Origin of the sequence: Anaerostipes sp. PC18 (assembly GCF_039789045.1) — a bacterium.
Lineage (GTDB): Bacteria > Bacillota > Clostridia > Lachnospirales > Lachnospiraceae > Anaerostipes > Anaerostipes hominis.
This window is the reverse complement of the sequence record NZ_CP121164.1, coordinates 3,356,482-3,380,131: the sequence shown is the minus strand read 5'-3', so window position 1 is coordinate 3,380,131 and position 23,650 is coordinate 3,356,482. Positions and strand designations below refer to the sequence as shown.

22 protein-coding genes and 5 pseudogenes are annotated in these 23,650 nt (G+C 44.2%); 15 read left to right on the top strand and 12 right to left on the bottom strand.

The annotated features are described in order from the left end of the window. Positions 1 to 6: 6 nt before the first annotated feature. The gene (locus P8F77_RS18080; protein ID WP_024729094.1) at positions 7 to 927 is read left to right on the top strand and encodes a sugar phosphate isomerase/epimerase; all 921 of its coding nucleotides are present in this window, start codon (positions 7 to 9) and stop codon (positions 925 to 927) included. Between the two features lie 7 nt (positions 928 to 934). Then, entirely contained in the window at positions 935 to 2,323 is a 1,389-nt protein-coding gene (locus P8F77_RS18075; protein ID WP_137330115.1) for an MFS transporter, read from the top strand. 47 nt (positions 2,324 to 2,370) lie between these two features. On the opposite strand, the gene P8F77_RS18070 is transcribed toward P8F77_RS18075, so the two are convergent. Next, positions 2,371 to 3,303 (bottom strand): AraC family transcriptional regulator, encoded by a 933-nt coding sequence (locus P8F77_RS18070; RefSeq protein WP_287520065.1) that lies wholly within the window; start codon positions 3,301 to 3,303, stop codon positions 2,371 to 2,373. A gap of 127 nt (positions 3,304 to 3,430) precedes the next feature. Between P8F77_RS18070 and P8F77_RS18065 the strand changes: the two genes are divergently transcribed. Next, the gene (locus P8F77_RS18065; protein WP_287520066.1) at positions 3,431 to 4,321 is read left to right on the top strand and encodes a PHP domain-containing protein; all 891 of its coding nucleotides are present in this window, start codon (positions 3,431 to 3,433) and stop codon (positions 4,319 to 4,321) included. A 103-nt stretch (positions 4,322 to 4,424) separates the two neighbouring features. Here P8F77_RS18065 and P8F77_RS18060 read toward each other — a convergent pair whose 3' ends face one another. Next, positions 4,425 to 5,492: an undecaprenyldiphospho-muramoylpentapeptide beta-N-acetylglucosaminyltransferase gene (locus tag P8F77_RS18060; protein WP_287520068.1), complete on the bottom strand. Its 1,068-nt coding sequence runs from the start codon at positions 5,490 to 5,492 to the stop codon at positions 4,425 to 4,427. A 25-nt stretch (positions 5,493 to 5,517) separates the two neighbouring features. After that, positions 5,518 to 5,763, bottom strand: coding sequence for a TIGR03905 family TSCPD domain-containing protein (locus P8F77_RS18055; protein ID WP_137330111.1), 246 nt, complete (start codon positions 5,761 to 5,763; stop codon positions 5,518 to 5,520). A 142-nt stretch (positions 5,764 to 5,905) separates the two neighbouring features. Here P8F77_RS18055 and P8F77_RS18050 point away from each other — a divergent pair, with 142 nt between their 5' ends. From P8F77_RS18050 to P8F77_RS18025, 6 genes are all read left to right on the top strand, one after another. Beyond that, entirely contained in the window at positions 5,906 to 6,622 is a 717-nt protein-coding gene (locus P8F77_RS18050) for a 5'-methylthioadenosine/adenosylhomocysteine nucleosidase (RefSeq protein WP_024729099.1), read from the top strand. A 64-nt stretch (positions 6,623 to 6,686) separates the two neighbouring features. Beyond that, positions 6,687 to 7,388: a hypothetical protein gene (locus P8F77_RS18045; RefSeq protein WP_024729100.1), complete on the top strand. Its 702-nt coding sequence runs from the start codon at positions 6,687 to 6,689 to the stop codon at positions 7,386 to 7,388. 47 nt (positions 7,389 to 7,435) lie between these two features. Further along, a complete protein-coding gene (locus P8F77_RS18040) occupies positions 7,436 to 8,236 on the top strand; it encodes a polysaccharide deacetylase family protein (RefSeq protein ID WP_024729101.1) in 801 nt (266 codons plus the stop codon). Between the two features lie 72 nt (positions 8,237 to 8,308). Next, entirely contained in the window at positions 8,309 to 9,655 is a 1,347-nt protein-coding gene (locus P8F77_RS18035; RefSeq protein WP_024729102.1) for a glucose-6-phosphate isomerase, read from the top strand. A gap of 8 nt (positions 9,656 to 9,663) precedes the next feature. After that, positions 9,664 to 10,176, top strand: a complete 513-nt coding sequence (locus P8F77_RS18030; RefSeq protein WP_024729103.1) for a deoxyuridine 5'-triphosphate nucleotidohydrolase — start codon at positions 9,664 to 9,666, stop codon at positions 10,174 to 10,176. 182 nt (positions 10,177 to 10,358) lie between these two features. Then, a complete protein-coding gene (locus P8F77_RS18025; RefSeq protein ID WP_024729104.1) occupies positions 10,359 to 10,625 on the top strand; it encodes a hypothetical protein in 267 nt (88 codons plus the stop codon). Positions 10,626 to 10,931: 306 nt separating this feature from the next. On the opposite strand, the gene P8F77_RS18020 is transcribed toward P8F77_RS18025, so the two are convergent. Then, positions 10,932 to 12,656 carry a phospho-sugar mutase gene (locus P8F77_RS18020; protein ID WP_024729105.1) on the bottom strand — a complete coding sequence of 575 codons (1,725 nt, stop codon included), beginning with the start codon at positions 12,654 to 12,656 and terminating at the stop codon, positions 10,932 to 10,934. Positions 12,657 to 12,710: 54 nt separating this feature from the next. Beyond that, positions 12,711 to 13,685 (bottom strand): phosphotransferase, encoded by a 975-nt coding sequence (locus tag P8F77_RS18015; RefSeq protein WP_024729106.1) that lies wholly within the window; start codon positions 13,683 to 13,685, stop codon positions 12,711 to 12,713. A 149-nt stretch (positions 13,686 to 13,834) separates the two neighbouring features. Here P8F77_RS18015 and P8F77_RS18010 point away from each other — a divergent pair, with 149 nt between their 5' ends. Continuing rightward, a complete protein-coding gene (locus P8F77_RS18010; protein ID WP_235824603.1) occupies positions 13,835 to 14,290 on the top strand; it encodes a nucleolar protein 3 in 456 nt (151 codons plus the stop codon). A 111-nt stretch (positions 14,291 to 14,401) separates the two neighbouring features. Next, the gene (locus P8F77_RS18005; protein WP_287520076.1) at positions 14,402 to 14,575 is read left to right on the top strand and encodes a hypothetical protein; all 174 of its coding nucleotides are present in this window, start codon (positions 14,402 to 14,404) and stop codon (positions 14,573 to 14,575) included. A gap of 153 nt (positions 14,576 to 14,728) precedes the next feature. Here P8F77_RS18005 and P8F77_RS18000 read toward each other — a convergent pair. Continuing rightward, positions 14,729 to 15,396, bottom strand: a pseudogene (locus tag P8F77_RS18000) (recombinase family protein); the annotation flags it as partial. Positions 15,397 to 15,403: 7 nt separating this feature from the next. After that, a pseudogene (locus P8F77_RS17995) lies at positions 15,404 to 15,811 on the bottom strand (cysteine-rich VLP domain-containing protein); the annotation flags it as partial. A gap of 299 nt (positions 15,812 to 16,110) precedes the next feature. On the opposite strand from P8F77_RS17995, the gene P8F77_RS17990 reads away from it, so the two are divergent. The 3 genes from P8F77_RS17990 to P8F77_RS17980 are packed head-to-tail and all read left to right on the top strand — an operon-like array spanning position 16,111 to position 17,874. Next, positions 16,111 to 16,911, top strand: a complete 801-nt coding sequence (locus P8F77_RS17990; RefSeq protein WP_287520080.1) for a helix-turn-helix transcriptional regulator — start codon at positions 16,111 to 16,113, stop codon at positions 16,909 to 16,911. 17 nt (positions 16,912 to 16,928) lie between these two features. Continuing rightward, positions 16,929 to 17,558 (top strand): alpha/beta hydrolase, encoded by a 630-nt coding sequence (locus P8F77_RS17985; protein WP_287520083.1) that lies wholly within the window; start codon positions 16,929 to 16,931, stop codon positions 17,556 to 17,558. Continuing rightward, the gene (locus P8F77_RS17980; protein WP_287520085.1) at positions 17,533 to 17,874 is read left to right on the top strand and encodes a helix-turn-helix transcriptional regulator; all 342 of its coding nucleotides are present in this window, start codon (positions 17,533 to 17,535) and stop codon (positions 17,872 to 17,874) included. The genes P8F77_RS17985 and P8F77_RS17980 overlap by 26 nt, the downstream gene beginning before the upstream one ends. Here the strand turns inward: P8F77_RS17980 and P8F77_RS17975 are convergent. Continuing rightward, positions 17,852 to 18,064 carry a helix-turn-helix domain-containing protein gene (locus tag P8F77_RS17975; RefSeq protein ID WP_347256212.1) on the bottom strand — a complete coding sequence of 71 codons (213 nt, stop codon included), beginning with the start codon at positions 18,062 to 18,064 and terminating at the stop codon, positions 17,852 to 17,854. The two genes, P8F77_RS17980 and P8F77_RS17975, sit on opposite strands and share 23 nt — an antisense overlap. Before the next feature lie 99 nt (positions 18,065 to 18,163). Further along, positions 18,164 to 18,751 (bottom strand): annotated as a pseudogene (locus tag P8F77_RS17970) (class I SAM-dependent methyltransferase); the annotation flags it as partial. Between the two features lie 5 nt (positions 18,752 to 18,756). Between P8F77_RS17970 and P8F77_RS17965 the strand changes: the two are divergent. Then, positions 18,757 to 19,174, top strand: a pseudogene (locus P8F77_RS17965) (integrase core domain-containing protein); the annotation flags it as partial. 52 nt (positions 19,175 to 19,226) lie between these two features. Here P8F77_RS17965 and P8F77_RS17960 read toward each other — a convergent pair. The 3 genes and pseudogenes from P8F77_RS17960 to P8F77_RS17950 form a co-directional block, all read right to left on the bottom strand. After that, positions 19,227 to 19,409, bottom strand: a pseudogene (locus tag P8F77_RS17960) (hypothetical protein); the annotation flags it as partial. A 520-nt stretch (positions 19,410 to 19,929) separates the two neighbouring features. Beyond that, the gene (locus P8F77_RS17955) at positions 19,930 to 21,090 is read right to left on the bottom strand and encodes an MFS transporter (protein WP_347256446.1); all 1,161 of its coding nucleotides are present in this window, start codon (positions 21,088 to 21,090) and stop codon (positions 19,930 to 19,932) included. Then, a complete protein-coding gene (locus tag P8F77_RS17950) occupies positions 21,083 to 23,650 on the bottom strand; it encodes a PEP/pyruvate-binding domain-containing protein (RefSeq protein ID WP_347256211.1) in 2,568 nt (855 codons plus the stop codon). The genes P8F77_RS17955 and P8F77_RS17950 overlap by 8 nt, the downstream gene beginning before the upstream one ends.

Sequence of the window (23,650 nt, the reverse complement as noted above, 5' to 3'; positions counted from 1 at the left end):
GATGAGATGAAAATAGCATTTGACGTGGATGTGCTGGCAAAGCAGATGGATATCAACCGGATGGTGCATCAGGTGGCAGACTGGGGTTATAAATACATCGAACAGTCTCCGCATCCAAGGATCAATCCATTCTATAAACACCCGCTGTTCTCCAGGGAATGTGAGGCAGAATACAGGAAAGCACTCCGGGAAACCGGAGTGGAGATCTCCTCCTTTATCGTAGTGTACCGCTGGTCCGGACCTACAGAGGAGCAGAGACAGATGGCAGTAGCCAACTGGAAGCGGATGATTGAGATTGCCGTGGACATGGGTGTGCCGGTGATTAACACGGAACTCTCCGGGGATCCCAACCAGCAGGAGATCTGCAACGGCATGTGGTTCCATTCTATGGAAGAACTTCTGCCGATCATTGAGAGGGAAGGGCTCCGGGTGGAGATCCAGTCCCATCCGTATGACTTCTGCGAATTAAACAATGAGACTTGTGATCTGGTGAAATCCTTCCGCTCCCCGAACCTTGGATATGTGTATTCTTCCCCACATGGATTCTTCTATGACGAGGGAAAAGGGGATGTGCGCTCCATGTTACAGTACGCAGGGGAAGAACTGACCCACGTACTGTTTGCGGATACGTTCAACCAGACCATGGACTGCCGCTATATCGCCAACCCGCCGTGGTTAAACGGAAGAGGAAAAGCGGATGTGACCATCCACCAGCATTTAGCCATGGGAGAGGGAGACGTGGACTTTGACGGTATCTTTGAGACGTTAAGAGAGATGGACTTCGCAAACAGCCAGTTAAGGGAAGATGCACCGAAAGCCGGAGGAGACAACATTGCATGTGTATCCATGTTCGGATTCCCGGAAAAGATGGAGAAGCAGGCGCCGGAGGCAAGAGAACGCATTGAACGGGAACTGCTGAAAGGGTAGAGTGAGAATGGAAAAGAAGCAAGGAACGATATTAGAAAAATTATCATGGAAAACAAGATTCTCTTATGGATGCGGAGATACGGCGTGCAATGTGGTTTTTGGGATGATCAGCACGGTGCTGACGCTGTTTTACACAGATTACGTGGGAGTCTCTGCCGCAACAGTCGGAATGGTCATGCTGCTCTCCAGAGTATTTGACGGATTCTCTGACGTTATCATGGGATTTATTGTGGAACGAACCAACTCCAAATGGGGGAAATCAAGGCCGTGGATCCTGTGGATGGCGGCACCGTATGCCGTCTCAGCCGTGCTGTTATTCACAGTGCCCCACACGACAAACTTTCTGCAGTTTCTGTATATGTTTGTGACGTATAATTTTTGTACGACCATCTGTTATACGGCCATCAATCTGCCCTACGGAAGCCTATCTGCTATGATGTCCAGAAGTTCTGAGGAGCGGAGCATGCTCAGTATCGTGAGAATGGGAATGTCACCGTTCGGGCGTATTCTGGCAGTAACCTGCACCATGCCGTTAGTAAAGCTGTTCGGGGATACCCAGTCCTCATGGGTGATCGTCATGGGCATATGGGCTGTGATCGCCATGGTCCTTTTAATCATCTGTTTTGCCAACTGCCAGGAGACCGTAAAGATTGAAGCCCGTGAGAAGCAGGAAAAGATACCTGCGCTCAAGGCATTAAAGCTTTTAGTGACCAATCAGTATTTTTGGGCCGTATTGGTCCTCTGGATGATGCAGAATGTGATCTACGGTGTGACAGGGACCATTCTGCCATATTACTGCAAGTACATATTCCACAACGATACATGGATGTACAGTACACTGTATCTGACGGAAACTCTGACCATCGTGGCATCCACGTGTATCGTATGTCCTATCCTGCTGAAACACTTCGGCAAGAGGAATATGGCGCTTGCGGGGGCGGTGTTAGCGCTGGCCGGACAGCTTGTGTTCTTTGCCAATCCCTATAGTTTTCAATGGATGCTTTTGTGCTGTATCATCAGGGGTATCGGATTATCGCCGTTAAATGCTATTGTCTTTGGCATGCTGGGCGATGTGGTGGAATTCGGACAGTGGAAGCACCATATCCGCCAGGAGAGCCTGATATTTGCCGGCGGGTCGGTGGGAACAAAGATTGGTTCCGGCCTGGCCTCAGCCATCATGACGGGACTTCTCTCACTGGCAGGCTATCTGAGTTCTGCGGCAGGAGCAGTCACCCAGCCCCAGTCGGCCATTGATATGATTATAAACATTTATAAAACGGGACCGATCATTGTCTGGGTCGTAGTCATCATAACACTTGTCCTGTACAAACTGGACAAAAAATATGAAACGATCATGGAGGAACTGACAGAACGGGAACTTCAGGGTCAGCTATAAATGAACAGCAGGGAAGGAGCCTTTGAATCAGGTTTCCTCCCTGCATTTTATATTATAACAGGACGGCGGGCTTGCCCACTTTGTTCTTTATTACGGTTCCGGTATTCACGGGGCGAGCACTGGTAAGTCCTCTTAAACATCCGGGAGAAGTTGCTGGGGCTGTCGAAACCGCATCCCATGGAGATTTCCGAGATGCTTTGGTTGGTCTTGGTGAGCATAAGGGCGCCTTTTAACAGGCGGTAGCGGATCAGATACTGCATGGGCGGGATCCCCAGCGTCCGTCGAAAGCACCGTAAACATTCCCTTTCACCGATATTGGCGGACTTTGCGATGTCATATAGCTTTAATGGTTCCGCAAATCGCTCCTCAATCATATGAATCATTGTTTTGATGCGGCAGGAATCCTGGTCCGGCCTCGCCGTGGTTTCTGAGATCACAGATTCATGGCTTTGATACAGAAGAAAACAAAGGCGGGAGAGCTGTTCCCTGACTGTAAATTCATGGCCCTGTGAACCTTCAGAAAAGGCCTCGAAAGCCTTTAAGATGCACTGTGTGGATTCCGGCACAGTATCGTTTACAGGAGAAAACTGCAGGCAGTCTATGGCACAGGAGCTGATGAGCGGCTGGATATACTTTATATAGAAAACAGAGCTTTCAGAGCCGCATATGAAATCCGGATGAAATACAAGAGAATGAAGCCGGCAGGTGCCGGAGGTTTCAGCCTCATGAAGGATATTAGAATTGATCATCAGGCTGTCTCCTGCATTCATGCGCAGGGATCTGCCGGGAACCCTTATCTCTAAAGTTCCGGAGTACAGATAGATGACTTCCAGTTCTTCATGCCAGTGCCAAGGAATCCTGCTGACGCTGTCAACAGAATAGACAGAGTCATAGCCGGCACACGGGAATTCGATGGTTCCGTGGGGCCGCACTTCCCGCCTGTCCTGGTCAGTATAGATTGTACAATCCTGCAAAGGCATAGAGATTCCTCCTTTTTGTCGTTTTTTTTATATTATAGGTCCAAATTTATATTGTTTCAATCGGCAAAAGACGGTATTTATATATTAAGGTGACTGGTGTACAGATATACAGGAGGTATGGGTTTTTATGATAGATTTACATATGCATTCTTATTTCAGTGATGACGGGGAGTTTCAGCCGGAAGAATTAGTGCAAAAATGCAAGGAAAAGGGCATCCGGTATATGGCCATTGCAGACCATAACTGTGTCCGGGCCGTGGAGAAAGGAAGAAAGGCAGCCCAGAAAGAGGGGATTCATTTTATCTCAGGGATAGAGATCGACTGCACCTTTCAAGGGGTTAACCTGCATGTTCTTGGGTATGGAATAGATGAAAGGGACGCGGCTTTTCAAAAGATCGAGGACAATATATCAGAGCAGAGCGGTGAAGCATCGGTTAAGATGCTTGAGGGGACGAGAAAATTAGGCTTTGATGTGTCTGAGAAAGACATGGAAGCCCTGACGGAAACTATGTTTTGGAAAAACCGGTGGACAGGGGAGATGTTTGCGGAAGTTCTATTAAATAAACCGGAATATAAGGAACATGAACTGCTCCTGCCTTACCGTCCGGGAGGAGACAGAAGCAGCAATCCCTACGTGAATTTTTACTGGGATTATTACTCCCAGGGTAAACCCTGTCATGTGGGTATAAAGTTCCCTTCTATGGAAGAGGTAATCACTGAGATCCATGAAAGCGGGGGAAAGGCAGTGCTGGCGCATCCGGGAGTAAACTTAAAGGACCACATGGAACTCTGGAAAGAGATCGCCGTTTCCGGCATTGACGGGGTAGAAGCCTTCAGCAGCTATCACTCACCGGAGGATGCTATGTTTTTCAGCCATGAGGCCGGAAAGTATGAACTGTTCGTGACCTGCGGAAGTGATTACCACGGGAAGACCAAGCCGTCTATTTGTATCGGACAGCACGGCTGCAGCCATCCGGAAGATGAAATCCTGCCCCAGCTTGAGAGCATCGTGAAGTAGACAGTTCAACAGAAAAAATAATCAAGAATAAAAATAGTCAAGCCCTTCCTATCATTTTGAAGGGCTTGACTATTTTCTTGCATGGAATACTTAATTGATCCGTCTATTTACTTGCGAGCTCGTTGGCCAGCTTAACAATGGTTCCAATGGGATCGGAAAGTTCGCTCTGATTCATGGCGTTCACATAGCTAGCCCGGTTGTCATAAACCTCGTGCACTGCATTCAGCAGGGACTTAGAGGTGACATCCTCCTCGTTCAGTACATAGCTGTAGCCTTGCCGCTGGAATGACTGGGCGTTTAAGATCTGATCTCCCCGGCTGGCGTTTAATCCCAGCGGAATCAGGATATTCGGCTTCCTGAGGGCCAGGAGCTCACAGATGGCGTTGGCCCCTGCCCTGGAGATGATAACGTCTGCGCAGGCAAAGAGATGCTTCAGTTCCTTTTTCACATACTCAAACTGGCGGTAACCACTTTTGCCTGCAAGCATAGATTCCAGGTTATTCTTCCCGCAGATATGGATGATCTGAAAATCCTCCAACAGCTCATCAATATTTTCCCTGACCGCATTGTTTATCGCTACGGAACCAAGGCTTCCGCCGATGATAAGCAGAACAGGTTTTGAAGATGTAAAGTCGCAAAGCTTAAGGCCTTTTTCCTTAGAACCGGTAAACAACTCTTCTCTGATCGGTGAACCAGTAAGTACAGCTTTCCCTTCTGGGAGATGTTTTACGGTTTCCGGAAAATTGCAGCAAACCTTATTGGCACTTGGAATGCTTAATTTATTTGCAAGACCCGGTGTCATGTCAGATTCATGGATGATGACAGGGATCCGCAGATGCTTAGCCGCCATGACCACAGGTACGGTGACGAATCCGCCTTTGGAAAACACGACATTGGGTTTCAAATGCTTTAATGTTTTTTTAGCGTCAAAATAACCTTTCATGACCCGAAAGGGATCCGTAAAGTTCTTCACATCAAAATATCTTCTGAGCTTACCGGAGGAAATACCGTAGTAGGGAAGACCAATGTCTTCGATCAGCTTCTTTTCCATCCCATCTTTGGAGCCTATATAGCTGATTTGATATCCCTCTTTCTCCAGTGCAGGTACCAATGCCATATTCGGAGTGACATGTCCGGCAGTACCCCCTCCGGTCAATACGATTCGTTTCATAATACCTCCATCAATTAAACAGATGTTAATGAGTCTCTTTATATTCCTTTAAAGCTTTGGAAAGCTGGTCAGGACATGAGGTACCGCGGAAACCGCATTGGATGCCTGAAAGCCGTTCGATCACCTCGTCTACTGCCATTCCTTTTACAAGGGCTGCCACGCCTGTGGTATTTCCCTGGCAGCCTCCCCGGAACTGTATGTCTTTTATTATATCGTCTTCTATCTCAAATTCAATAGCGCTGCTGCAGACGCCTTTTGTTTTGTAAACCATCGTAGTTACCTCCTGATTTTTTTATTGTATACCAAATGGGTAATCCGTATTATATCACAAAAATCGGAGAATACATAGATGGGGAAGCTGTGTTATAATTTTTATCAGACGGAAATAATGACAGTAAAAAGGAGAATGATTTATGAAAATAGGAATTATCGGGGCAATGCAAGAAGAGGTGGAATCCCTGATCTCTTCTATGGAGAATGTAAAAAAGAAGACAAAAGCCTCCATGGATTTTTATGAGGGAAGGCTCTGGGGAAATGACACGGTTGTTGTTATGAGCGGCATTGGAAAAGTAAACATGGCTGTTTGCGCACAGATACTGATCGACAGCTTTGGTGTGGAAAAACTGATCAATACCGGGGTCGCAGGCGGCCTGTACAAGGATATTGAGATCGGGGATATTGTGATCTCAAGCGATGCTGTACAGCACGATATGGATGCCGTGGGATTTGGTTATCAGCTGGGAGAGATCCCGCGTATGGAGTGTTCTGTGTTCCAGGCGGATGCTGCACTGATAAAAGAGGCGGAGGAAGCCTGCAAAAAGGCCAATCCGGATATCCAATGCTTTACCGGGCGGGTTTTAAGCGGCGACCAGTTTATCTCCAGCGACGAAAAGAAACACTGGCTGATCGAAAATTTTGGCGGGTACTGTGCGGAGATGGAAGGGGCGGCCATGGCCCAGACAGCATACTTAAATGACGTACCCTTTGTGATTTTAAGAGCCATCTCCGACAAGTGCGACGACACAGCAACAGTAAATTACAGCGAATTTGAGGAAGCTGCAATAAAGCATATAATTAGACTCATTCACGGTATTTTAGACAAAGAAGCGTCAAACTTTGTAAGGCAATAATCCGTGTATTCCCCTCTTTGTGATTCTATAATATAAGAATCATAAAGGAAGAAGGAGAAATATCATGGATGTATTAAAAAACGCATTTTTTTTACCGGGACTGATTGCAGTCATGGCAGCAGGTGTCTTGTCAAAGCTTATTGTCTGGAGAAATTACCGCAGGCTTTTGAGAGATTCTTATGAGATGGACGGGAATAAGAAACAGTGGATGGGAGTGCTGAAAAAAAAGTTTGAAAGTTACTATCAGCTGGAAGCAAACCTGAACAACATTCCCTGTGTTGTGGACAAGTATATGAAAAATCACAAGATAGCCGGAGTGTCTTCCGAGATTATGGAACAGATCACCGGGCTGTGTGCTGTCCTGAGTTTTTTCATGGGTTGTCTTGGCACAGTCTGGGGGTACATAGAAGGAGCCGATTTAAGTGTTGTGGCAGAGAGTCTGTTTTTAAGCCTGTCGGCCGGATTGTTTCTCGTGTTTGTGGACAGGCTGATCACCTTTGATGGCAGAAAACAGCTCGTCAGGGCCAATCTGATCCATTTCCTCGAAAATATCCTCCCTAACCGCTATCTGAAATCAGTGAAAAAACAGGAAAAAGAAGAACAGGCAAAGCAGAAGGAGAAGCAGAAAGAAAAGGAGCAGGTAAAGGAAGAAAAGAAAGAGGCAAAAAAAATAGAAAGACACTGGCAGGAAGCTGCCGCATCCAGAGAATTTGAACTGACTGATGAGGAAATGCAGGCGGTGAAAGATTTTATAAATGGATTATAAATCTAATGTATACATAATAGAATAATAAAAAAGCAGGAAATCAAAACATGAGGAAAGTTTTTTTATTATTCTGTATCATTTGCATGCTTGGTCTCGCCGGCTGCCAAAAGGAAGAGGCACAGGTGGAGACTACGAAAGTGATCAGCCAGGGAAGCAATACAAAAGAAGGATGGTGGCTGAAACGAAATAAAGAACATCAGCAGCCGGAATTTTCACAGAATGTGGATCTGTCCAAATATGATGCATACTCGGTGGATACGAAGGCGAAAAATAAGAAAGTGATGTATCTGACCTTTGACTGCGGATACGAAAATGGTTTTACGCCCAAAATTTTGGATGTATTGAAGAAAGAGAAAGTGCCGGCGGCATTTTTTGTGACAAAGCCTTTCATCCGGGAAAATCCGGATTTAGTAAAGAGAATGAAGAAAGAGGGACATGTGGTGGGAAATCATACGGTCCACCATAAGAGCATGCCGACGGTCTCAGACAGGGACAATAAGCAGGAACTCATTGACTGTGCGGAATACTGCAAAAAAGCAACCGGTTATGATATGGATATGTTTATGCGCCCGCCTATGGGAGAATACAGCGAACATACATTGGCGCTGACAAAGAAGCTCGGATATAAGACAGTTTTCTGGAGTATGGCATATGTGGATTTTAATGTGAACAGCCAGCCGGGCAAAGACTATGTGGTCCGGCATTTTGAAGAAAATTACCACAATGGAGCCATTCCGCTGATGCACAATGTATCCCAGTCTAACGCGGAAGCACTGGAGACCGTTATCAAGAATATGAGGGCAAAAGGATTTGAATTCCGGTCGCTGAAAAAGCTCCCGGACTATTGAATAGAAGGGTGTTATTTGTTAAAATATAGATAACGCATTTAAACAAGAGAGACAACAGTAAAGGAGAAAGACATGGGAAAAATTAAGTTTGATTACAGCAACGCAAAAGATTTTATCAGGGACCATGAGATCGATATGATCGAGAAGCAGGTTTCGGATGCGAAAGAGTATTTGCTGTCAAGAAAAGGCCCGGGAAATGACTTCTTAGGATGGATAGATCTTCCTGTGGATTATGATAAAGAAGAGTTTGTGAGAATCAAAAAAGCTGCTGACAAGATTAAGAGCGATTCCGATGTATTGGTTGTCATTGGGATCGGAGGATCCTACCTTGGTTCCAGAGCCGTGATCGAAGGGCTGTCCAACAACTTTAACAACAAGCTGGACAAAGAAGTGAGAAAAGCTCCGGAAGTATATTTTGCCGGACATAATATCAGCGGTACATATGTAAAACAGCTGATCGACGTGATCGGAGACAGAGATTTCTCTGTAAATGTTATCTCCAAATCAGGAACGACGACAGAACCCGGAATTGCATTCCGTATCTTCAAAAAACTTCTCAAAGACAAATACGGAAAAGAAGAAGCAAACAAGCGCATCTACGCTACCACAGACAAGGCAAGGGGGGCATTGAAGACACTTGCCACAGACGAGGGATACGAGACCTTCGTTGTGCCGGATGATGTAGGAGGACGCTTTACAGTCCTGACAGCCGTAGGACTCCTTCCGATCGCAGCTGCGGGAATTGATATTGATGAGTTCGTAAAAGGATTCCAGGACGGAAGAGAGATGTTCCTTAACGCGCCGTTTAAGGAAAATCCGGCTATGCTGTATGCTGCGATCCGAAACATTCTCATGCGCAGAGGAAAGGGCATGGAGATACTTGCAAACTACGAGCCGAACCTCCACTTTATCTCTGAGTGGTGGAAACAGTTATACGGAGAAAGCGAAGGAAAAGACGGAAAAGGTATCTTCCCTGCATCCGTTGACTTCTCCACAGACCTTCATTCTTTAGGACAGTTCATCCAGGACGGATCTTCCAACCACTTTGAGACCGTGCTGAACGTGGAAGAACCGGAATTAGATATTGTGCTCGAAGCAGAAGAAAACGATCTGGATGGATTAAATTATCTGGCAGGCAAGTCTATGAACTTCGTAAACCAGAACGCTATGAAGGGAACCATCTTAGCTCATGTGGACGGAGGCGTTCCGAACTTAAGATTTGATATTCCTAAGATGGATGCATACCATCTTGCGCAGCTGTTCTACACATTTGAGTCTGCGTGCGGTATGAGCGGTTACTTAAACTGCGTGAATCCATTCGACCAGCCGGGAGTGGAAGCATACAAGAAAAATATGTTTGCCCTGCTTGGAAAACCTGGATTTGAAGACAGAAGAGAAGACTTATTAAAGAGATTATAGGAGAACAAATGAAAAAGATTGCACAGTTCCATAAAGTAAGTTTTGGACAGTTTTTAGAAAGCTGGCAGGATACCTTTGAAGGTACCTCCGAGGATGAAGTGAGACAGATTTTTGACGGCATTGAGCTTCCCAGAAGGGCTACCAGAGGTTCCGCCGGGTACGATTTTTACAGTCCGGTTGATTTTGAACTCAAACCGGGTGAGACGATCAAGATCCCGACAGGCATCCGTGTGTATATGGAGCAAAGCTGGGTACTGAACCTGTTTCCGCGCAGCGGCCTTGGGTTTAAATTCCGCCTTCAGATGAACAATACGGTAGGGATCATTGACAGTGATTACTTTTATTCAGACAACGAGGGACATATCTTTGTAAAGCTCACCAACGATTCTAATGAAGGAAAGGTTGTCAGAGTAGAAGCGGGAACCGGGATCGTACAGGGCATTTTTATGGAATATGGTGTGACCATAGACGATGATGCAAAGGAAGTCCGCAACGGCGGATTCGGCAGCACAACCAAATAACAGAAAAAAGACCTTGCCTTTAAAGGGCAGGGTCTTTTTTTTGACAGAAAGTATATGCCTGAATATGTAAATATCACGTTTTTGAGAGTTTGTGGCCAATGATATGATATTCAGGGGAAAAAGTTTTTATAATTTCCATGATACCTTCTAGTATAGAAACATTTGTAATCATAAAAAGGTGAATGATTTCAGGAATTTTCCCGGTGTTTCATATGCTCCAGTTCTGCCGGGGTATGGCCGGAAGCTATGAACAGACGGGTGTCTGCGTACAGACCCATCATCTTCCCGGCAAAGGTATCTGCCTGCTCATACTCGTTGTACAGTTCGGCGATATGCTCAAGCGGTGCGGCTCCGTAAATACGGACACAGTAGTAGCAGTACTGGATCTGTTTTCATGTCAGTTCCCTGCGTTTCCTGAAATTCTCTGTATTCATGGCGCCGGGTTTTAAGATGTATTCAGAAAGATATGAGGCCAGATCAGGCTTCTCCATCTGTGAACAGTGATCCAGCTGATGGATATGGGCGATCTCCAGAAGATCATCCTTTGTATACTGAAGGTAAGCATCCTTGAGGGAATCGGAAGAGAAAGAGGGAGCGGCTTCTTCTGTTTTTTATCTGATATCCGCCCATAATCAACCCACTGTCTGCAATGCTTGTGTAGAAGTTTTATTACATTTATTTTATCACATAAACAGGGCAGAAAAAAGACGGAGCAGGCATCCTCCTGATCCGTCTTTTCCGTCATAGTTTAATGATTAAGAAAACTGTCCTACCCAGGTCTCGATCTTGCCACCGATGGCCTCTGCATCTTCCATGGAGGAACCTTTCACTCCATAGTAGAACTTGATCTTAGGCTCTGTTCCGGAAGGACGCACGCAAAGCCATGTGTTGTTTTCCAGTTCGTAGTAGAGCACGTTAGAAGATGGAAGACCGGTTGGAACTGTCTCACCAGTGGTAAGATCAGTGATCGTGTCGTTCTGGTAATCCCGGGATTTTAATACCTTGAGTCCTCCGATTTCTTTCGGCGGATTCTCTCTCAGAGACTTGAGCATATTCTGGATCTTTTCAGCTCCGTCCAGCCCTGCAAATTCAAGGGCTTTGACTTTATCCAGATAATAGCCGTACTTCTCATACATGTCGGTCATTGCATCCCACAAGGTCTTACCCTGGGTCATATAATATGCGGCAGCTTCACAGAGGGCTACGGTTGCGGATACCGCATCCTTATCCCTTGCATAAGTTCCGATCAGGCAGCCGTAGCTTTCTTCCAGACCGAACAGGTAAGTTCCTTTGCCCGTATTTTCAAAGTTCAGCATCTGCTGTCCGATGAATTTGAAGCCTGTGAGCACTTCGATCAGGTTTACGCCGTAGCCCTCGGCCACTGCGTCCACCAGGTTGGTTGTGACAATAGATTTTACAATGGCTCCGTCATCCGGGAGAGATCCGTTCATGGCTTTCTTCTGGCTTAAAACATATTCACACAGAAGAGAACCGGACATATTGCCGGTCAGTGCGATATATTCTCCGGTCTTTGAATCTTTCACATAGACTCCGAGGCGGTCGGCATCAGGGTCTGTTGCCAATACAAGGTCGGCATCCTTTTCTTTGGCAAGCTTCAGGCCAAGTTCAAATGCCTCTTTGGATTCCGGGTTTGGATAGCTTACGGTTGGGAAAGCCCCGTCGGGCAGTTCCTGCTCCGGCACTACATAGACATTCTGGAAGCCTAAATCCTTTAATACGCGGCGGACAGGGAGATTTCCTGTTCCGTGCAGAGGAGTATAGACAATTTTTAATTTTGATGCCATCTGGTCGATCGCATCCTGATTATGTACTTGCTTTTCTACTTCGGTGATGTATGCATCGTCGACTTCGGAGCCGATTACTTCATATAATCCAGCTCTGATCGCCTCCTCCCTGGACATTGTCTTAACCTTGGAAATATCTGTGATGGCGTTTACCTTGGAGGTTACCCCTTTGTCGTGAGGCGGCGTAAACTGGGCACCGTCCTCCCAGTATACTTTATAGCCGTTATATTCCGGAGGATTGTGGCTGGCGGTAATATTGATTCCTGCAATGCAGTTATAGTAACGGACTGCAAAGGACAATTCCGGAGTCGGACGAAGTGATTCAAAAATATATGCTTTGATGCCGTTTGCTGCCAGGCACAGGGCTGCTTCCTCAGCAAATTCCGGAGACATATGCCGGGAGTCAAAAGCAATGGTAACGCGCTTTTTGTCCGTGCCCTGTTCCAGGATATAGTCTGCGAGTCCCTGAGTCGCCTTGCGGACAACATAGATATTCATACGGTTGATGCCGGCACCGATGATCCCGCGAAGGCCTGCTGTTCCAAAAGCCAGGTCAGAGTAAAACCGCTCTTTGATCTCGTTGTCATCATCCTGAATGTTCTTAAGTTCCTCTTTTGTAGCTTCATCAAAATATGGATTGTTAAGCCATTCCTGATATGTTTCCTGATAGTTCATAGTAGTGCTCCTCCTTTACGTTTTTCCTTATGTTTTATTATAACTTATTTGGGCCTAAAAAACATTATAAAAGTTGTGATATTGTAAAAGAAATTTCTCTCTTTTTTCTTTTAAATCAACAATATCCTGAAGCTTATTGAGATATCTTGGAGATACCCAGTGTTTCTTATGATTCATGTATTGATTTGAGATTTTCCAAAGCTTTTCCGGGTATAAAAAAAGCACATACAAAAAAGAATAATCATTCATTGTGAGGCGCTGAACTTTATTGTAGCCTTTCAGCATAGTCTCACAGATACTGAACTGATAATCATTTTTTTCCAGAGCCTTTCGGATAAAATAATACAGATCGGTCAGAGGATAGCCATAATAAAAATGTTCAAAGTGAAGTGTGGCAGTCCCATGGGGTCCTATCAGCACATTGTGATGGTTGTAGGAACCGTGGCACCAGCCTTCCCTTAACCCTGTAAGTTTTTCCATTTTCGCGCTGGAATCCTCAAGCTGTTTCCAAAAAGGCTGAATCTCCTGCAAAAAAAGATACTCGAAGTCTCCTTTGTTCTTTCTGCTCCCGATATATTTCCAAATACTTTTAAGCTCCCGTCTCCGCTGATGATAGCTCTTTGTCAGGGAGAAATGAGGCGTCCCGTAGTCCGCATGGTAGGGAATTCTGCCTGACGCGCGATGGAAAGAGGCAAGATTCCTGCAGGCGGAAGACAGATCGGAAGGAGAGTGGATATTGCATTCTGTACCATTGAAAGTCCTTCTCATAACAAAAGGCTCATAGTATTTATCATAAGAAATAAATTCATGTTCTTTGTTTACGATATATTGGTCAATTTTTGTAAATCCCTGGTCAATCAATTCTTCTTTCCACTGATGTTCGACAGCCAGACGTTCTTCGGACAGTTTCGTAGCAGACAGGGCAAATAACCCCTGATCAGTGCCGCAGATGATCTCGCCGCGGCCTCTTTTTAAATAATCAATATGCAGATCATATTGATCTAAAAGTATTTTGTATTTGTCGTTCACAATATGCCCTCCTCAAAGTTCTACCTCTAATTGTATGTGCCCGGGGTGCCGGATATGATATCGTCTTGTAATTCGGAAAAAAATGAGGTATACTGGTATTAATCTAAATGTTACAAATGTTACAGAAGTACAATTGGAGGAACAAAAATATGAGAAAAAAATATTTATTTATAACATGTATGCTGATGATCGGGGCTGTTGGCCTGATGGCATGTGGAAAGAAGAGCCCAAGCTCCGAGGGTTCCACAGAAGCCACAACGGCTGAAACAGAGGAGACAACCGCCAGCGAGGAAGTGTCCACGGTAGCTACTGAGGAGACCGAAGCAACCACTGAAGCTGCGAAATCCACAACTGAAGCTACGATCGCAGACAAAAAGGATGAGCAGAAGAAACCGATAAGTGCAACTGGAGTATACAATGGTTTCGGCGACAGTAATTCAGTGGAAGTAAAGATGTCCAGCGGGGAATACAAGACGTTCATCATAGAGGATGAGAAGGTCATGGACGCTTTAAATGACATGGAACCGGGCACAAAGATCTCCTTTACTTATGGAGCCTTAGAAGGCCAGGCAAACATGCAGATTTTATCCGTGAAGAAAAAATAAGTATAAAAAGCACATAGGAATTTATAGTTCCTGTGTGCTTTTTATTACATAGAGGGGAAAAGCATAAGTATGAAAAAATGAGGAAAAATATTTCGGAGGCTGACAGTTCTTTTGTTTACAGGATTGCTCAGCATTACATTTTTAGCTCTGAAGGAGGCTTCGGCAGCATCTGCAAAGTATGCATCGTATTCAGAGAACAATATTTATGAAGTGGGGAGACACCGCTATAAGGCATCAGTTAAGAATCAGGAAAGCCGGCCGAAAGGTCCACTCAAAAAAGATTAAAAGCCCGACTTCGGTGCTGTTTTTCAACACACGCTGAAATGCTCGATAGGCTCTTTCCGTCATGGGAAGCTGGCGCACTCCGTTTTTGGTCTTTGGTGTTTCACTAATATAGACAAGAGCACAAAAGGATAATGCTTGACGGAAGTTATCTCGTCAGATTTTCCACTCGATTTCTACTTTCTCATTGGTTGCCCGGATAACGGTTATCAGTGCGTCCACCACCTGCCGCCTTGCGTCCAGTTCCTCAATCCTACTGTTTGCGTAGGAGAGCAGCACCGGGCTTGCGCCTGTCAGCGTGTCGAGCAGCTTTTCAATCTCGCTTTCCAACTGCGCCAGTTCCAGCCGCTTTGCTGTCAGCTTCGGGGAGATTTTCGCCGCCTTTTTCCGTCCCGTCAGCGTCTTAAAATCTTTCAGCTTCTTTACCATCGCTCCATAAACAACCGCTTTCAGTTCGTGCAGCTTCACGCACCCGCAGCCGGGACAAGCCCCGCTGTCCAGGTGTTCCAGGCTTTCCTTGCAGGCTGATAAGTGTGGCTGGCAAGCAGCTTCTTTCTGCATTTCAGCCACAGTTCGGAGGGGATAAAGCCCTCGTGGGGCGCAAGCACCAGCGTCTGCCCTTGCAGGTGCTTATGCTTGTTTTCGGTGTTCCCCTTGCCCTGATAGTAATAACAGCCGTTTGTCCCCACAAAGTCAGCGGCGTCATTGTAAATATCCGTCCCCTGACTTTTATAGAACTCGTATATATCGAGGTCAGCCATGACATAAATCGGATTGCGGAGGATAACGCTCAAAGTTGCCCTCGACAGCGGTCTGCCATGATAGGTACCTGTCCACGACAGACCTCCTTTTCCGTTCACTTTCTGTTTTCTGCCGCCTGTGAACTCTGGCGGCGCAGTCGGGGCAGTATTTCCCCCGGTTGGACTTTGGGACGAACACGCCGCCGCAGACCGCACAGCGTTTCAAATCTGCACCCCGGTAAATCTCCACTTCCAGCGTCCCGGCAAGCGGCAAGACCGCCCAGCGGAACCACTTACAGCAGACCGAGAAAGAAATCGTTTGGAGACAGGTGCAGGTATCGCCATCATCAAGGGCGATACAATTCCCGTTGTCATAACAGCAGCACTCCCGCCGGATAAGGGAGTTTGCCTGTTTCCGTTGTGCCGGTGTCATGCGGTAAGGCGTTCCGTCTGACTTGCGCTCCAGCGGCGGCAGTCGTTTATATGGGTTATCTCTCATGTGTTCCCTCCGTTTATTTTCCATTGCCGTTCTCCCCGAAAAGATTTCCTGCCCCATTTCTGCGGCGTGTTTTCTCCGTTGGCACGCAAATGCGCTGCTTCGCCGGGAGAAATATTCCTTTTCGGACGGTCATTCTGTTTTCTAGGTGCGGCTCATCGATGAACTAAGATAAGTCTACACGAAAAAAATGCAATCCTCGTTTTCTTGCGAGAATTGCATTTTGATGAAGTTTTCACTTTGAAAATTGTATTTTTGCAATTTTGCTGTATAATGGGAATATGCGGAGGAGGTGTGTGCTTATGGCTTTACCCGGAACACCCGGACAGCGGATTTCCGATTTATGCAACGGAAACCATATTACACAAAAGGAACTTGCGGAGAAGATAGGCGTTTCCGCTTCCCAGTTGAGCCGCATTGTCAGCGGCGAAACAAAGACGGTCAGCAGTGATATTCTCATAGGCGTGGCAAGGGAATTTAAGGTATCGACAGACTATATACTGGGCTTGTCCACTGTGAGCGTCCGCAAAAGCTATGATATTTCTGAATTAGGTTTGTCAGAGGGAGCCGTAAAGGGGTTTGTAACAGGTGCAGTCGATGTGCAAATCCTTAACCGTTTGTTGGAACACAGGAACTTTCCCAAACTGATAGATTTGATACGGATTTACTTCCAAGATACGGCGGCAAAGGGGATAATGGCGAGAAACCAGCTTATCGAGATGGCAACCGCTTCCCTGTCTGACTTGATGAAAGCTCACCCGGAACACAGGGCGGAAGTAAGGCAGGATTTACAGCTTTTGAACGCCCAGAAGATAGGGGAACACGAAGCGGAGATTGAAAAAATCAAGAGTGTGTTCCTTGCTATCCTGCGAGATATTAAGAAAGACATGGAAAGTGGAGAACAGCCGGGAGATACCGCTACCACTGTCATATTTCAGACCATGCGGGACGCATTGATTGAGCAGAAGCAAAACCCACTTTCCATTGATGAGGTAACAGCGATGGTTGCCGGACAGATTGGACAGCTTGCGCCGATGGACGAGGAAGCCGCCGATCTGTTTCAGAAGCTGGCGAAAAAGATGATTGAACAGGCGGGAATATAAAATTCAAAGGAGAATTTATGGCAACAAAAATTTTAGTTCATGGCTCAGGACACAAGGCAACAAGTTGGAATAAAACAATTTCATACATGACAAATAACGAAGATATTGTATGCCCAAACCTATCCTCCATCCTTGAAGGAAAAGAGGCAAGTTACGAAAATCTCTATGCTTCATTTGTAAAATATTGCAACGAAATTAACGGACAAATTCATTTATGCGGTCTTTCATTAGGCGGTATTTTGGCTTTGAATTTTGCTTTGGATTTCCCGCAAAAAGTGAAAACATTAGTGTTAATCGGAACGCCGTATAAAGTCCCGAAGGTAGCATTTAGTTTTCAAAATATGATTTTTAGATTTTTACCAAAGTCTATTTTCGAAACTATGGCATTTGATAAAAAGGACACTTTTGCTTTAGGAAACACCATGAAAAACTTAGATTTCAGTGACAGGGTGAAATATATTAAGAACCCCACTCTAATCCTTTGCGGAAAGAAAGACAGCGCAAACATAAAATCAGCGCATTATTTATGTGAAAACATTAGAAGCGCAGAATTGCAAATTATCGAGGATACAGGCCATGTTGTAAATGAAGAAAATCCAAAAGCCTTAGCAGAGCTGTTGAATGAATACTACTTGCAAAGCCCTTAATAAAGCTATCGGCAAAAGAATTAAAATTGCCAGAATTAAAAAGAACCTTACTCAAGAAACCGTTGCTGACAGAATAGGCGTTACTCCACAGCACGTTAGCAATATAGAAACTGGCAATACATCAGTTAGTTTAACAACTTTGGTCGCTATTGCCAATACATTGACAGTATCGGTTGACGAGTTGTTATGTGATACGGTCTTAATCTCAAAGCCTGTCTTTGAGAAAGAAGCCAAAGAGATACTGGAAGATTGCAATGAATATGAAATTCGTGTACTGGTAGATGTTCTGCAAGCTACGGTTTTTCTTGTTCGCTAAATTTATAGCCCACACCCCAGACTGTGATAATGTATCGTGGTTTTTCTGGGGTAGGCTCTATTTTTAATCTTAGCTTTCTGATAAATGAAGTCAGATTGCTTGCGTCTAAGGTATGGTTATAGCCCCAGACATTTTCATAAAGCTGTTCTTTCGTGAACACCTGTCCTTTATGACAAGATAGGAAATACAACAGGTCAAACTCTTTAGCGGTCAGTTGTATCTGATGTCCGTTTCTATCTATGACAATACGGTTGAACGGATTGACTGATAATTCATTCGTATTCTGTTAATGATATTTCAAATATAATTCAAAAGTTTTATCGTCCATGTTATCTACTATTTCACGCATAAATAAGGCACAACCGTCAGTTGCCACATAATGCAATCGTTTTGTCGAAAATACAGACATTAAATTGTCAATATCTTCCTTACGAACAAGTTCAAATAAATCTTTTGGTTGAGAATTTGAAGCAAAAGTTTCTGGATTAAGAAGTCCTTTCTCTAAATACTCAGCGATATTGATATTACTGCGTTGAAATCCCTCATCGAGTAAACAACCGTCAGATATAACATAAGCGACAAATATAATACCATTTTGTTTAGTAACACGAATTGCCTCACTCAATGCTTGTCTTTTATCCTCTATGCAATAAAGATGATAAAGAGGACCTAATAGCAATGTTAAATCATATGTATTGTCGGGAAAATTCGATAAATCCATAGCATTTCCTTGCGTAATGGTAATGTTTTCATTTTTTATAGTATTCCTGCAAAAAACATCTATATTATGCTTTACCAGTTCTACAGCATCGACTTTATATCCTTGACGTGCTAATGCGTGAGAATAACGACCTGTACCAGCTCCAATTTCTAATATAAAATGTTGATATTTTAAGTGAACGCACTGTTTATCGTGTCATGGAAGAGATTGGTGTGAACCATCATCCCAGACGGAAACCAAACGGAATTACGAAAGAAGACCGTGAAGCCAGGAAGCCAGTATACCAGCCGGATTTACCGGGAAGCGATCTGTAAATATGGCATTCGGCAAAGCATGAACAGTGCAGGTGGAAGATGCCATGACAATGCCCGCTGCGAAAGCATGTGGGCCAGAATGAAATTCGAACTGTTATATGACCGTTATGATACGGAGAAGATGACTACAGATGAACTGAAAACACTTATCAGGAGATATTTCATCAGCTACTGGAATAACCGTAGGATCTGTTCAGCTAATGGAGGTCTTCCTCCAATGGTAAAACGACAGCAATACTATAATTTCCTGAAAGAAGCTGCATAGGATTCAAAATCCTTGAGGAAAATGTGTCAACTAATCTTGACAAAATCAAATGTCCCTCATTAAAGGTTGAACCGATAGAACCGTCATTCATTACCTTTTCAACGATACCGACACGCTCTTGCGATTCCGTCCAGTATTGCTTGCTTTCGGCATGAACAATGGTACTCGGCAAAGCGGTAACGATAGTCGCAAAGGCTAAAAAGCCCGTACATAATCGCTTGAATATCTTTTTCATAATTCTTAATGCTCCTTTCATTTTGGGTAATAAAATAGCCGTCCACTGGGAACGGCTGGGAATAGAAAAGGAACGTCATTTTAGGCGTTCCTTAGTCTATCTGTTATTCAATTTTTTCTTGTTTCAATACTGATGTGCTGTACCTTATCTTTGCAAATCTAGGGAATAGGACGTATCAAGGCTCATAGATACAGTGTTTTAGGGGATAATCAGATTTTTAGTGTGTTTTTCTTTAAAAAAATTACAAACAATATTAATAGTATCTAAAAACCATTTCTCGTCTGGTTTTTGTTCTGGCATATTTCTCGATTACAAATAGGACATAGAATCCATTGATAATTTTCCATAGTATTGTTACCTCCTTATGTATCAAAACTGTTGAATTGGAATTTGTCATAATGAATTAAGGATATTATAGGTTTAAGTAGTAGCAAGACTTTAATAAAGCAGAAAAGCCTCAATTGAATTTCTATACCAGATTAGTTACTGTGTATAACCTCCATATAAACGTCCTCTTCCATCATTTGTTCTTTTGATTTTTTATCCAGATATAGCAGATAACCACTCCGATTAAGGCTATCCCTCCCGTGGTTATATATGGTAATTCAATATTGCTTTCATACAGATACCCAGTTAATAAAGGAGCAATAACTTTGCTAAGATTTCCGGCGGTACTGGCAAATCCCATCAGTGTTCCTTTATGCTGATTGTCAGTTTTTGAAAGGGTTGCGTTTAATGTGGGTACTGTAATAGCAGAAGATACCGCAAATAAGCCAAAAACCACCAACACACTAACAAACCCAGTTGTCAATACCATGGCAAACGCTACTAAGGCTTTGCAAAACATACCTATCAGTATTAGTCGCTTCTCACCAATTTTTTTTGCTAAAGGACCAGTCAAAAAGCCTTGTACTACAATCAAAATACCTGCTAGAGCCATCCAAATAACACCAACTTGCTTAGTGGAAAATCCAAACTTATCTACGACATACAGCCCCGTAATTCCTTGCAAGCCTGTTTGACAGAATTGCACGACGAAAATAAGTATCAAAACCATTCCTGCTGAGCCAAAAATTATACTTTTCAGGTCTGAAAAATCAAAGGGTTTTCTTTTTTCCGTCTGTCCTGAACGCTCAATTGACTCTGGCAAAAGTGTTAGAATTAGCAGAAAGGCAATAAATGAAATGCCAGCTCCTGTAAAAAATGGGAGCGCAAGCGAATAGCCTGCAAGAATGCCTCCCAATAATGGTCCCATCATTACGCCAACGCTCATTGAAGCTCCAAGTTGACTCATATTCTTGCTTCTTTCTTCCTCCGAGCTGGAATCTCCAACATATGCCAAAGATGCAACGGACGTAGCAGATGACAAAATACCCGATAAACTGCGAGCTATAAATAGTGTCCAAAAGGATGAAGCCAAACCGAACAGGAACAAACTGATGGAATATCCTATAATACCAATGCTGATAATCGGCTTTCTACCAATTCGGTCGGACAGTGCACCCCAAAAAGGTGCGCATACTGTTTGTGCCAGAGCATATACGGCAGTGAGCCATCCAAGCTCACGACCGCCAGCACCTAGATTTTCCATGTAAAATGGCATGACCGGAAGAATTAAGCTATATCCTAACGCAATCACCAAAGTAGCAAGCTTTAAAGCGAAAATCGGCTTTTTATTCATCAATCGTCACCGTCCCCTCCGAGCCGTCCACCGTTATCATTTGTCCATTTTTAATACTTCTCGTGGCTGTGTGTGTCGCCATAACGGCAGGGATACCACATTCCCGTGCAACAATACTTGAATGACTGAGAGGACCTCCAATATCCGTTACAATTCCACTTGCAGAGGCAAATAAGGGTGTCCAAGCCGGAGTTGTAGTAACGGCAACCAAAACACTTCCCGGCTGGAAATTTTTAAAATCTGCCGGACTATTTAGTACGCAGGCACGAGCCGTCACGACACCAGAACTGGTTCCTATACCCCTCAACACGGTTTTTCCATCTTTTTGTTTCTGTGGTGCATGTGATATGCTTTTTACTTTCTTCTCAGGTAACTGAGCTGGTGGCACATAGCCCTGATACTTTTTGAGTTCCGCTTTTCGCTCAAGTATCGAATTTCTTCTATCGGATAAAGGTATATTTTCGTCTAACTGTATTATGAGTTTTTCCAATTCCAATTTTGTGAGCCAATAAATATCATCTATATGCGAAGTAGCTCCGCCACGTATAAGGCGTGCTGAAATTTCATGAAACATCTGGCGAATCAGAGGATGCCCCATTCCCATCAAATAAATAGCATTTTCACGCATAGGAGCAGTTTCCTGCGCCCAATGGAGCAACTTCAAAAACAGTTTTTTGCGTGAGCTACCTATATGTTGTAAAATTTCTTCTTCTGCCTGTTTCCTATGCTTTTCAAATTTGGATTGACGTAAAAAAGGACTTTCACCTTTGCCTTCTACAAAGGTTTTTATGGATTCAAAGGTTGGTGTAAGTGTTTCCTGCGGTGTGGAATATGCAAAATCAAATTCATAAGCGGTACGACCAAACTCTTTAAAATACTGATTGATTCGATTTTTCCATTCTATCCATACTTCCAGCGAAACTTCGTCAGGCGGAACTGAGGACATAAAATTTTCCGCTATCTTTGCTGTTGGATTACTTTGCAGATAAAGGTTGAGAGTATTATTTTGCTTTACCCATTCCGAGAGACTCCACAGGTTCTTTTCGGCTTGCAGAGCAATCGTATCAAATCCAAGCAGGAAAACAGAAGTATCTGTCATACCAGCGCGACGAGCCGCTCCCTGAAAAAATTTTGTAAATAATGTTTCGCTGATAGAGGCGGCTGGCAATGTAAGCTGAATCCTCGTGAAATAAATACACGCTCCATAAAATACAGTCTGAATCCCCTCCATTATTTGATGAGCATTCAGCATATGCAAGGGCTTTTCTTCCCATTGTTTAATCACATTCTCAAATTCTTTTCGTGCTGTTTCCCAGCGTGCAACACTGTTCGTGAGCGCACGGCGTAAAGATCGGGGTGAAAGGGATTTGACAGCAATCAAAAGAGGCTTTGAATTAGCGGAAAGATAAACATATCCGTTAATAATCGTATATGCTCCGTTTTCTGGCAGTAGCTTTTTCGCACTTTTACCAAACATATCTATCCATAAAAGCGCCGACGCACGGTTGACTATTTCAAGCCCAAGTGTGGCGAATAAGGGCGAAACAGGATTTGGCAAGTGTTCCGCTAGACTGCCTCTTGTATATATAACATCCTTTTCCGGTAACGTCCATTCCGGCGGTAGGACAGTAATGGGGCGAGCCTGAACAATATACAAATTATCTTTTTCCAGTGCCCACTCTACATCCATAGGCATTTCATAATACTTCTCAATTTTTTTTCCAAGCTGTGTCAATCGCATAACTTGATTGCGAGTAAGAGCATGTTTTTTCCTCAACTGTTCAGGAGTTGGGATTTCTTCTGTTCCATCTGAGTTGCGGACTGTCATAATCTCTTTGTTTGCTACTTCATACGATACAATTCGTTCAGCATTTTTATCTACAACGATTGTATCAGGGGTGACTAAGCTAGAAACCACCGATTCGCCAAGTCCCCACGCGGCGTTAACAATCATTTCGCTACGTCTGCCATTGGTGGGGTTTAGCGTAAACATAACGCCGGACGCATCGGAAAACGCAAGCTTTTGTACTACAACAGCAAGTGCGACAATTTCCTGCTTTATATCATTCTTCACGCGGTAAGCAATAGCGCGAGCTGTCCATAGGGAAGCCCAGCACCTCTTTACAGCGTCAAGAACTTCATTCTCACCTTGTATGTTAAGATAGGTTTCCTGCTGGCCTGCAAAAGAAGCGTCGGGCAAATCCTCGGCGGTTGCGGAGGAACGGACAGCCACCGCTATATTTCCCAATCCGGCATATGCGGTTTTAATTGCATCTGATACTTCCTGCGGCATTTCTCCATTATGGAAAAGCATCCCTATCTGCGTAGATACATTTTCAAGCTGGCTGGTATTGTTAGAGTCAATACCGTCCAGCAACTTATTAATGTGAGGCTGAATATGGTTCTTTTCAACAAAAATCTTGTATGAAGTAGTCGTAACATGAAAGCCCTCCGGCACAGGGATACCCGCTGACAAAAGTTTTGATAAAGACATACCTTTTCCGCCGACCATTTCAAGGGTTGCCTGTTTATGCAACAAGGGTAGAGTATAATAAATCAT

Bases quoted from the DNA above. Each gene is read 5' to 3' on its own strand.
- P8F77_RS17950 (WP_347256211.1), bottom strand. From the start codon at position 23,650: ATGATTTATTATACTCTACCCTTGTTGCATAAACAGGCAACCCTTGAA.
- P8F77_RS18055 (WP_137330111.1), bottom strand. From the start codon at position 5,763: ATGGTTTACAAAACAAAAGGCGTCTGCAGCAGCGCTATTGAATTTGAG.
- P8F77_RS18035 (WP_024729102.1), top strand. From the start codon at position 8,309: ATGGGAAAAATTAAGTTTGATTACAGCAACGCAAAAGATTTTATCAGG.
- P8F77_RS17955 (WP_347256446.1), bottom strand. From the start codon at position 21,090: ATGAATAAAAAGCCGATTTTCGCTTTAAAGCTTGCTACTTTGGTGATT.
- P8F77_RS18025 (WP_024729104.1), top strand. From the start codon at position 10,359: ATGATTTCAGGAATTTTCCCGGTGTTTCATATGCTCCAGTTCTGCCGG.
- P8F77_RS18065 (WP_287520066.1), top strand. From the start codon at position 3,431: ATGATAGATTTACATATGCATTCTTATTTCAGTGATGACGGGGAGTTT.
- P8F77_RS18070 (WP_287520065.1), bottom strand. From the start codon at position 3,303: ATGCCTTTGCAGGATTGTACAATCTATACTGACCAGGACAGGCGGGAA.
- P8F77_RS17990 (WP_287520080.1), top strand. From the start codon at position 16,111: ATGGCTTTACCCGGAACACCCGGACAGCGGATTTCCGATTTATGCAAC.
- P8F77_RS18045 (WP_024729100.1), top strand. From the start codon at position 6,687: ATGGATGTATTAAAAAACGCATTTTTTTTACCGGGACTGATTGCAGTC.
- P8F77_RS17985 (WP_287520083.1), top strand. From the start codon at position 16,929: ATGGCAACAAAAATTTTAGTTCATGGCTCAGGACACAAGGCAACAAGT.
- P8F77_RS18040 (WP_024729101.1), top strand. From the start codon at position 7,436: ATGAGGAAAGTTTTTTTATTATTCTGTATCATTTGCATGCTTGGTCTC.
- P8F77_RS18050 (WP_024729099.1), top strand. From the start codon at position 5,906: ATGAAAATAGGAATTATCGGGGCAATGCAAGAAGAGGTGGAATCCCTG.
- P8F77_RS18030 (WP_024729103.1), top strand. From the start codon at position 9,664: ATGAAAAAGATTGCACAGTTCCATAAAGTAAGTTTTGGACAGTTTTTA.
- P8F77_RS18075 (WP_137330115.1), top strand. From the start codon at position 935: ATGGAAAAGAAGCAAGGAACGATATTAGAAAAATTATCATGGAAAACA.
- P8F77_RS18080 (WP_024729094.1), top strand. From the start codon at position 7: ATGAAAATAGCATTTGACGTGGATGTGCTGGCAAAGCAGATGGATATC.
- P8F77_RS18010 (WP_235824603.1), top strand. From the start codon at position 13,835: ATGAGAAAAAAATATTTATTTATAACATGTATGCTGATGATCGGGGCT.
- P8F77_RS18020 (WP_024729105.1), bottom strand. From the start codon at position 12,656: ATGAACTATCAGGAAACATATCAGGAATGGCTTAACAATCCATATTTT.
- P8F77_RS18060 (WP_287520068.1), bottom strand. From the start codon at position 5,492: ATGAAACGAATCGTATTGACCGGAGGGGGTACTGCCGGACATGTCACT.
- P8F77_RS17980 (WP_287520085.1), top strand. From the start codon at position 17,533: ATGAATACTACTTGCAAAGCCCTTAATAAAGCTATCGGCAAAAGAATT.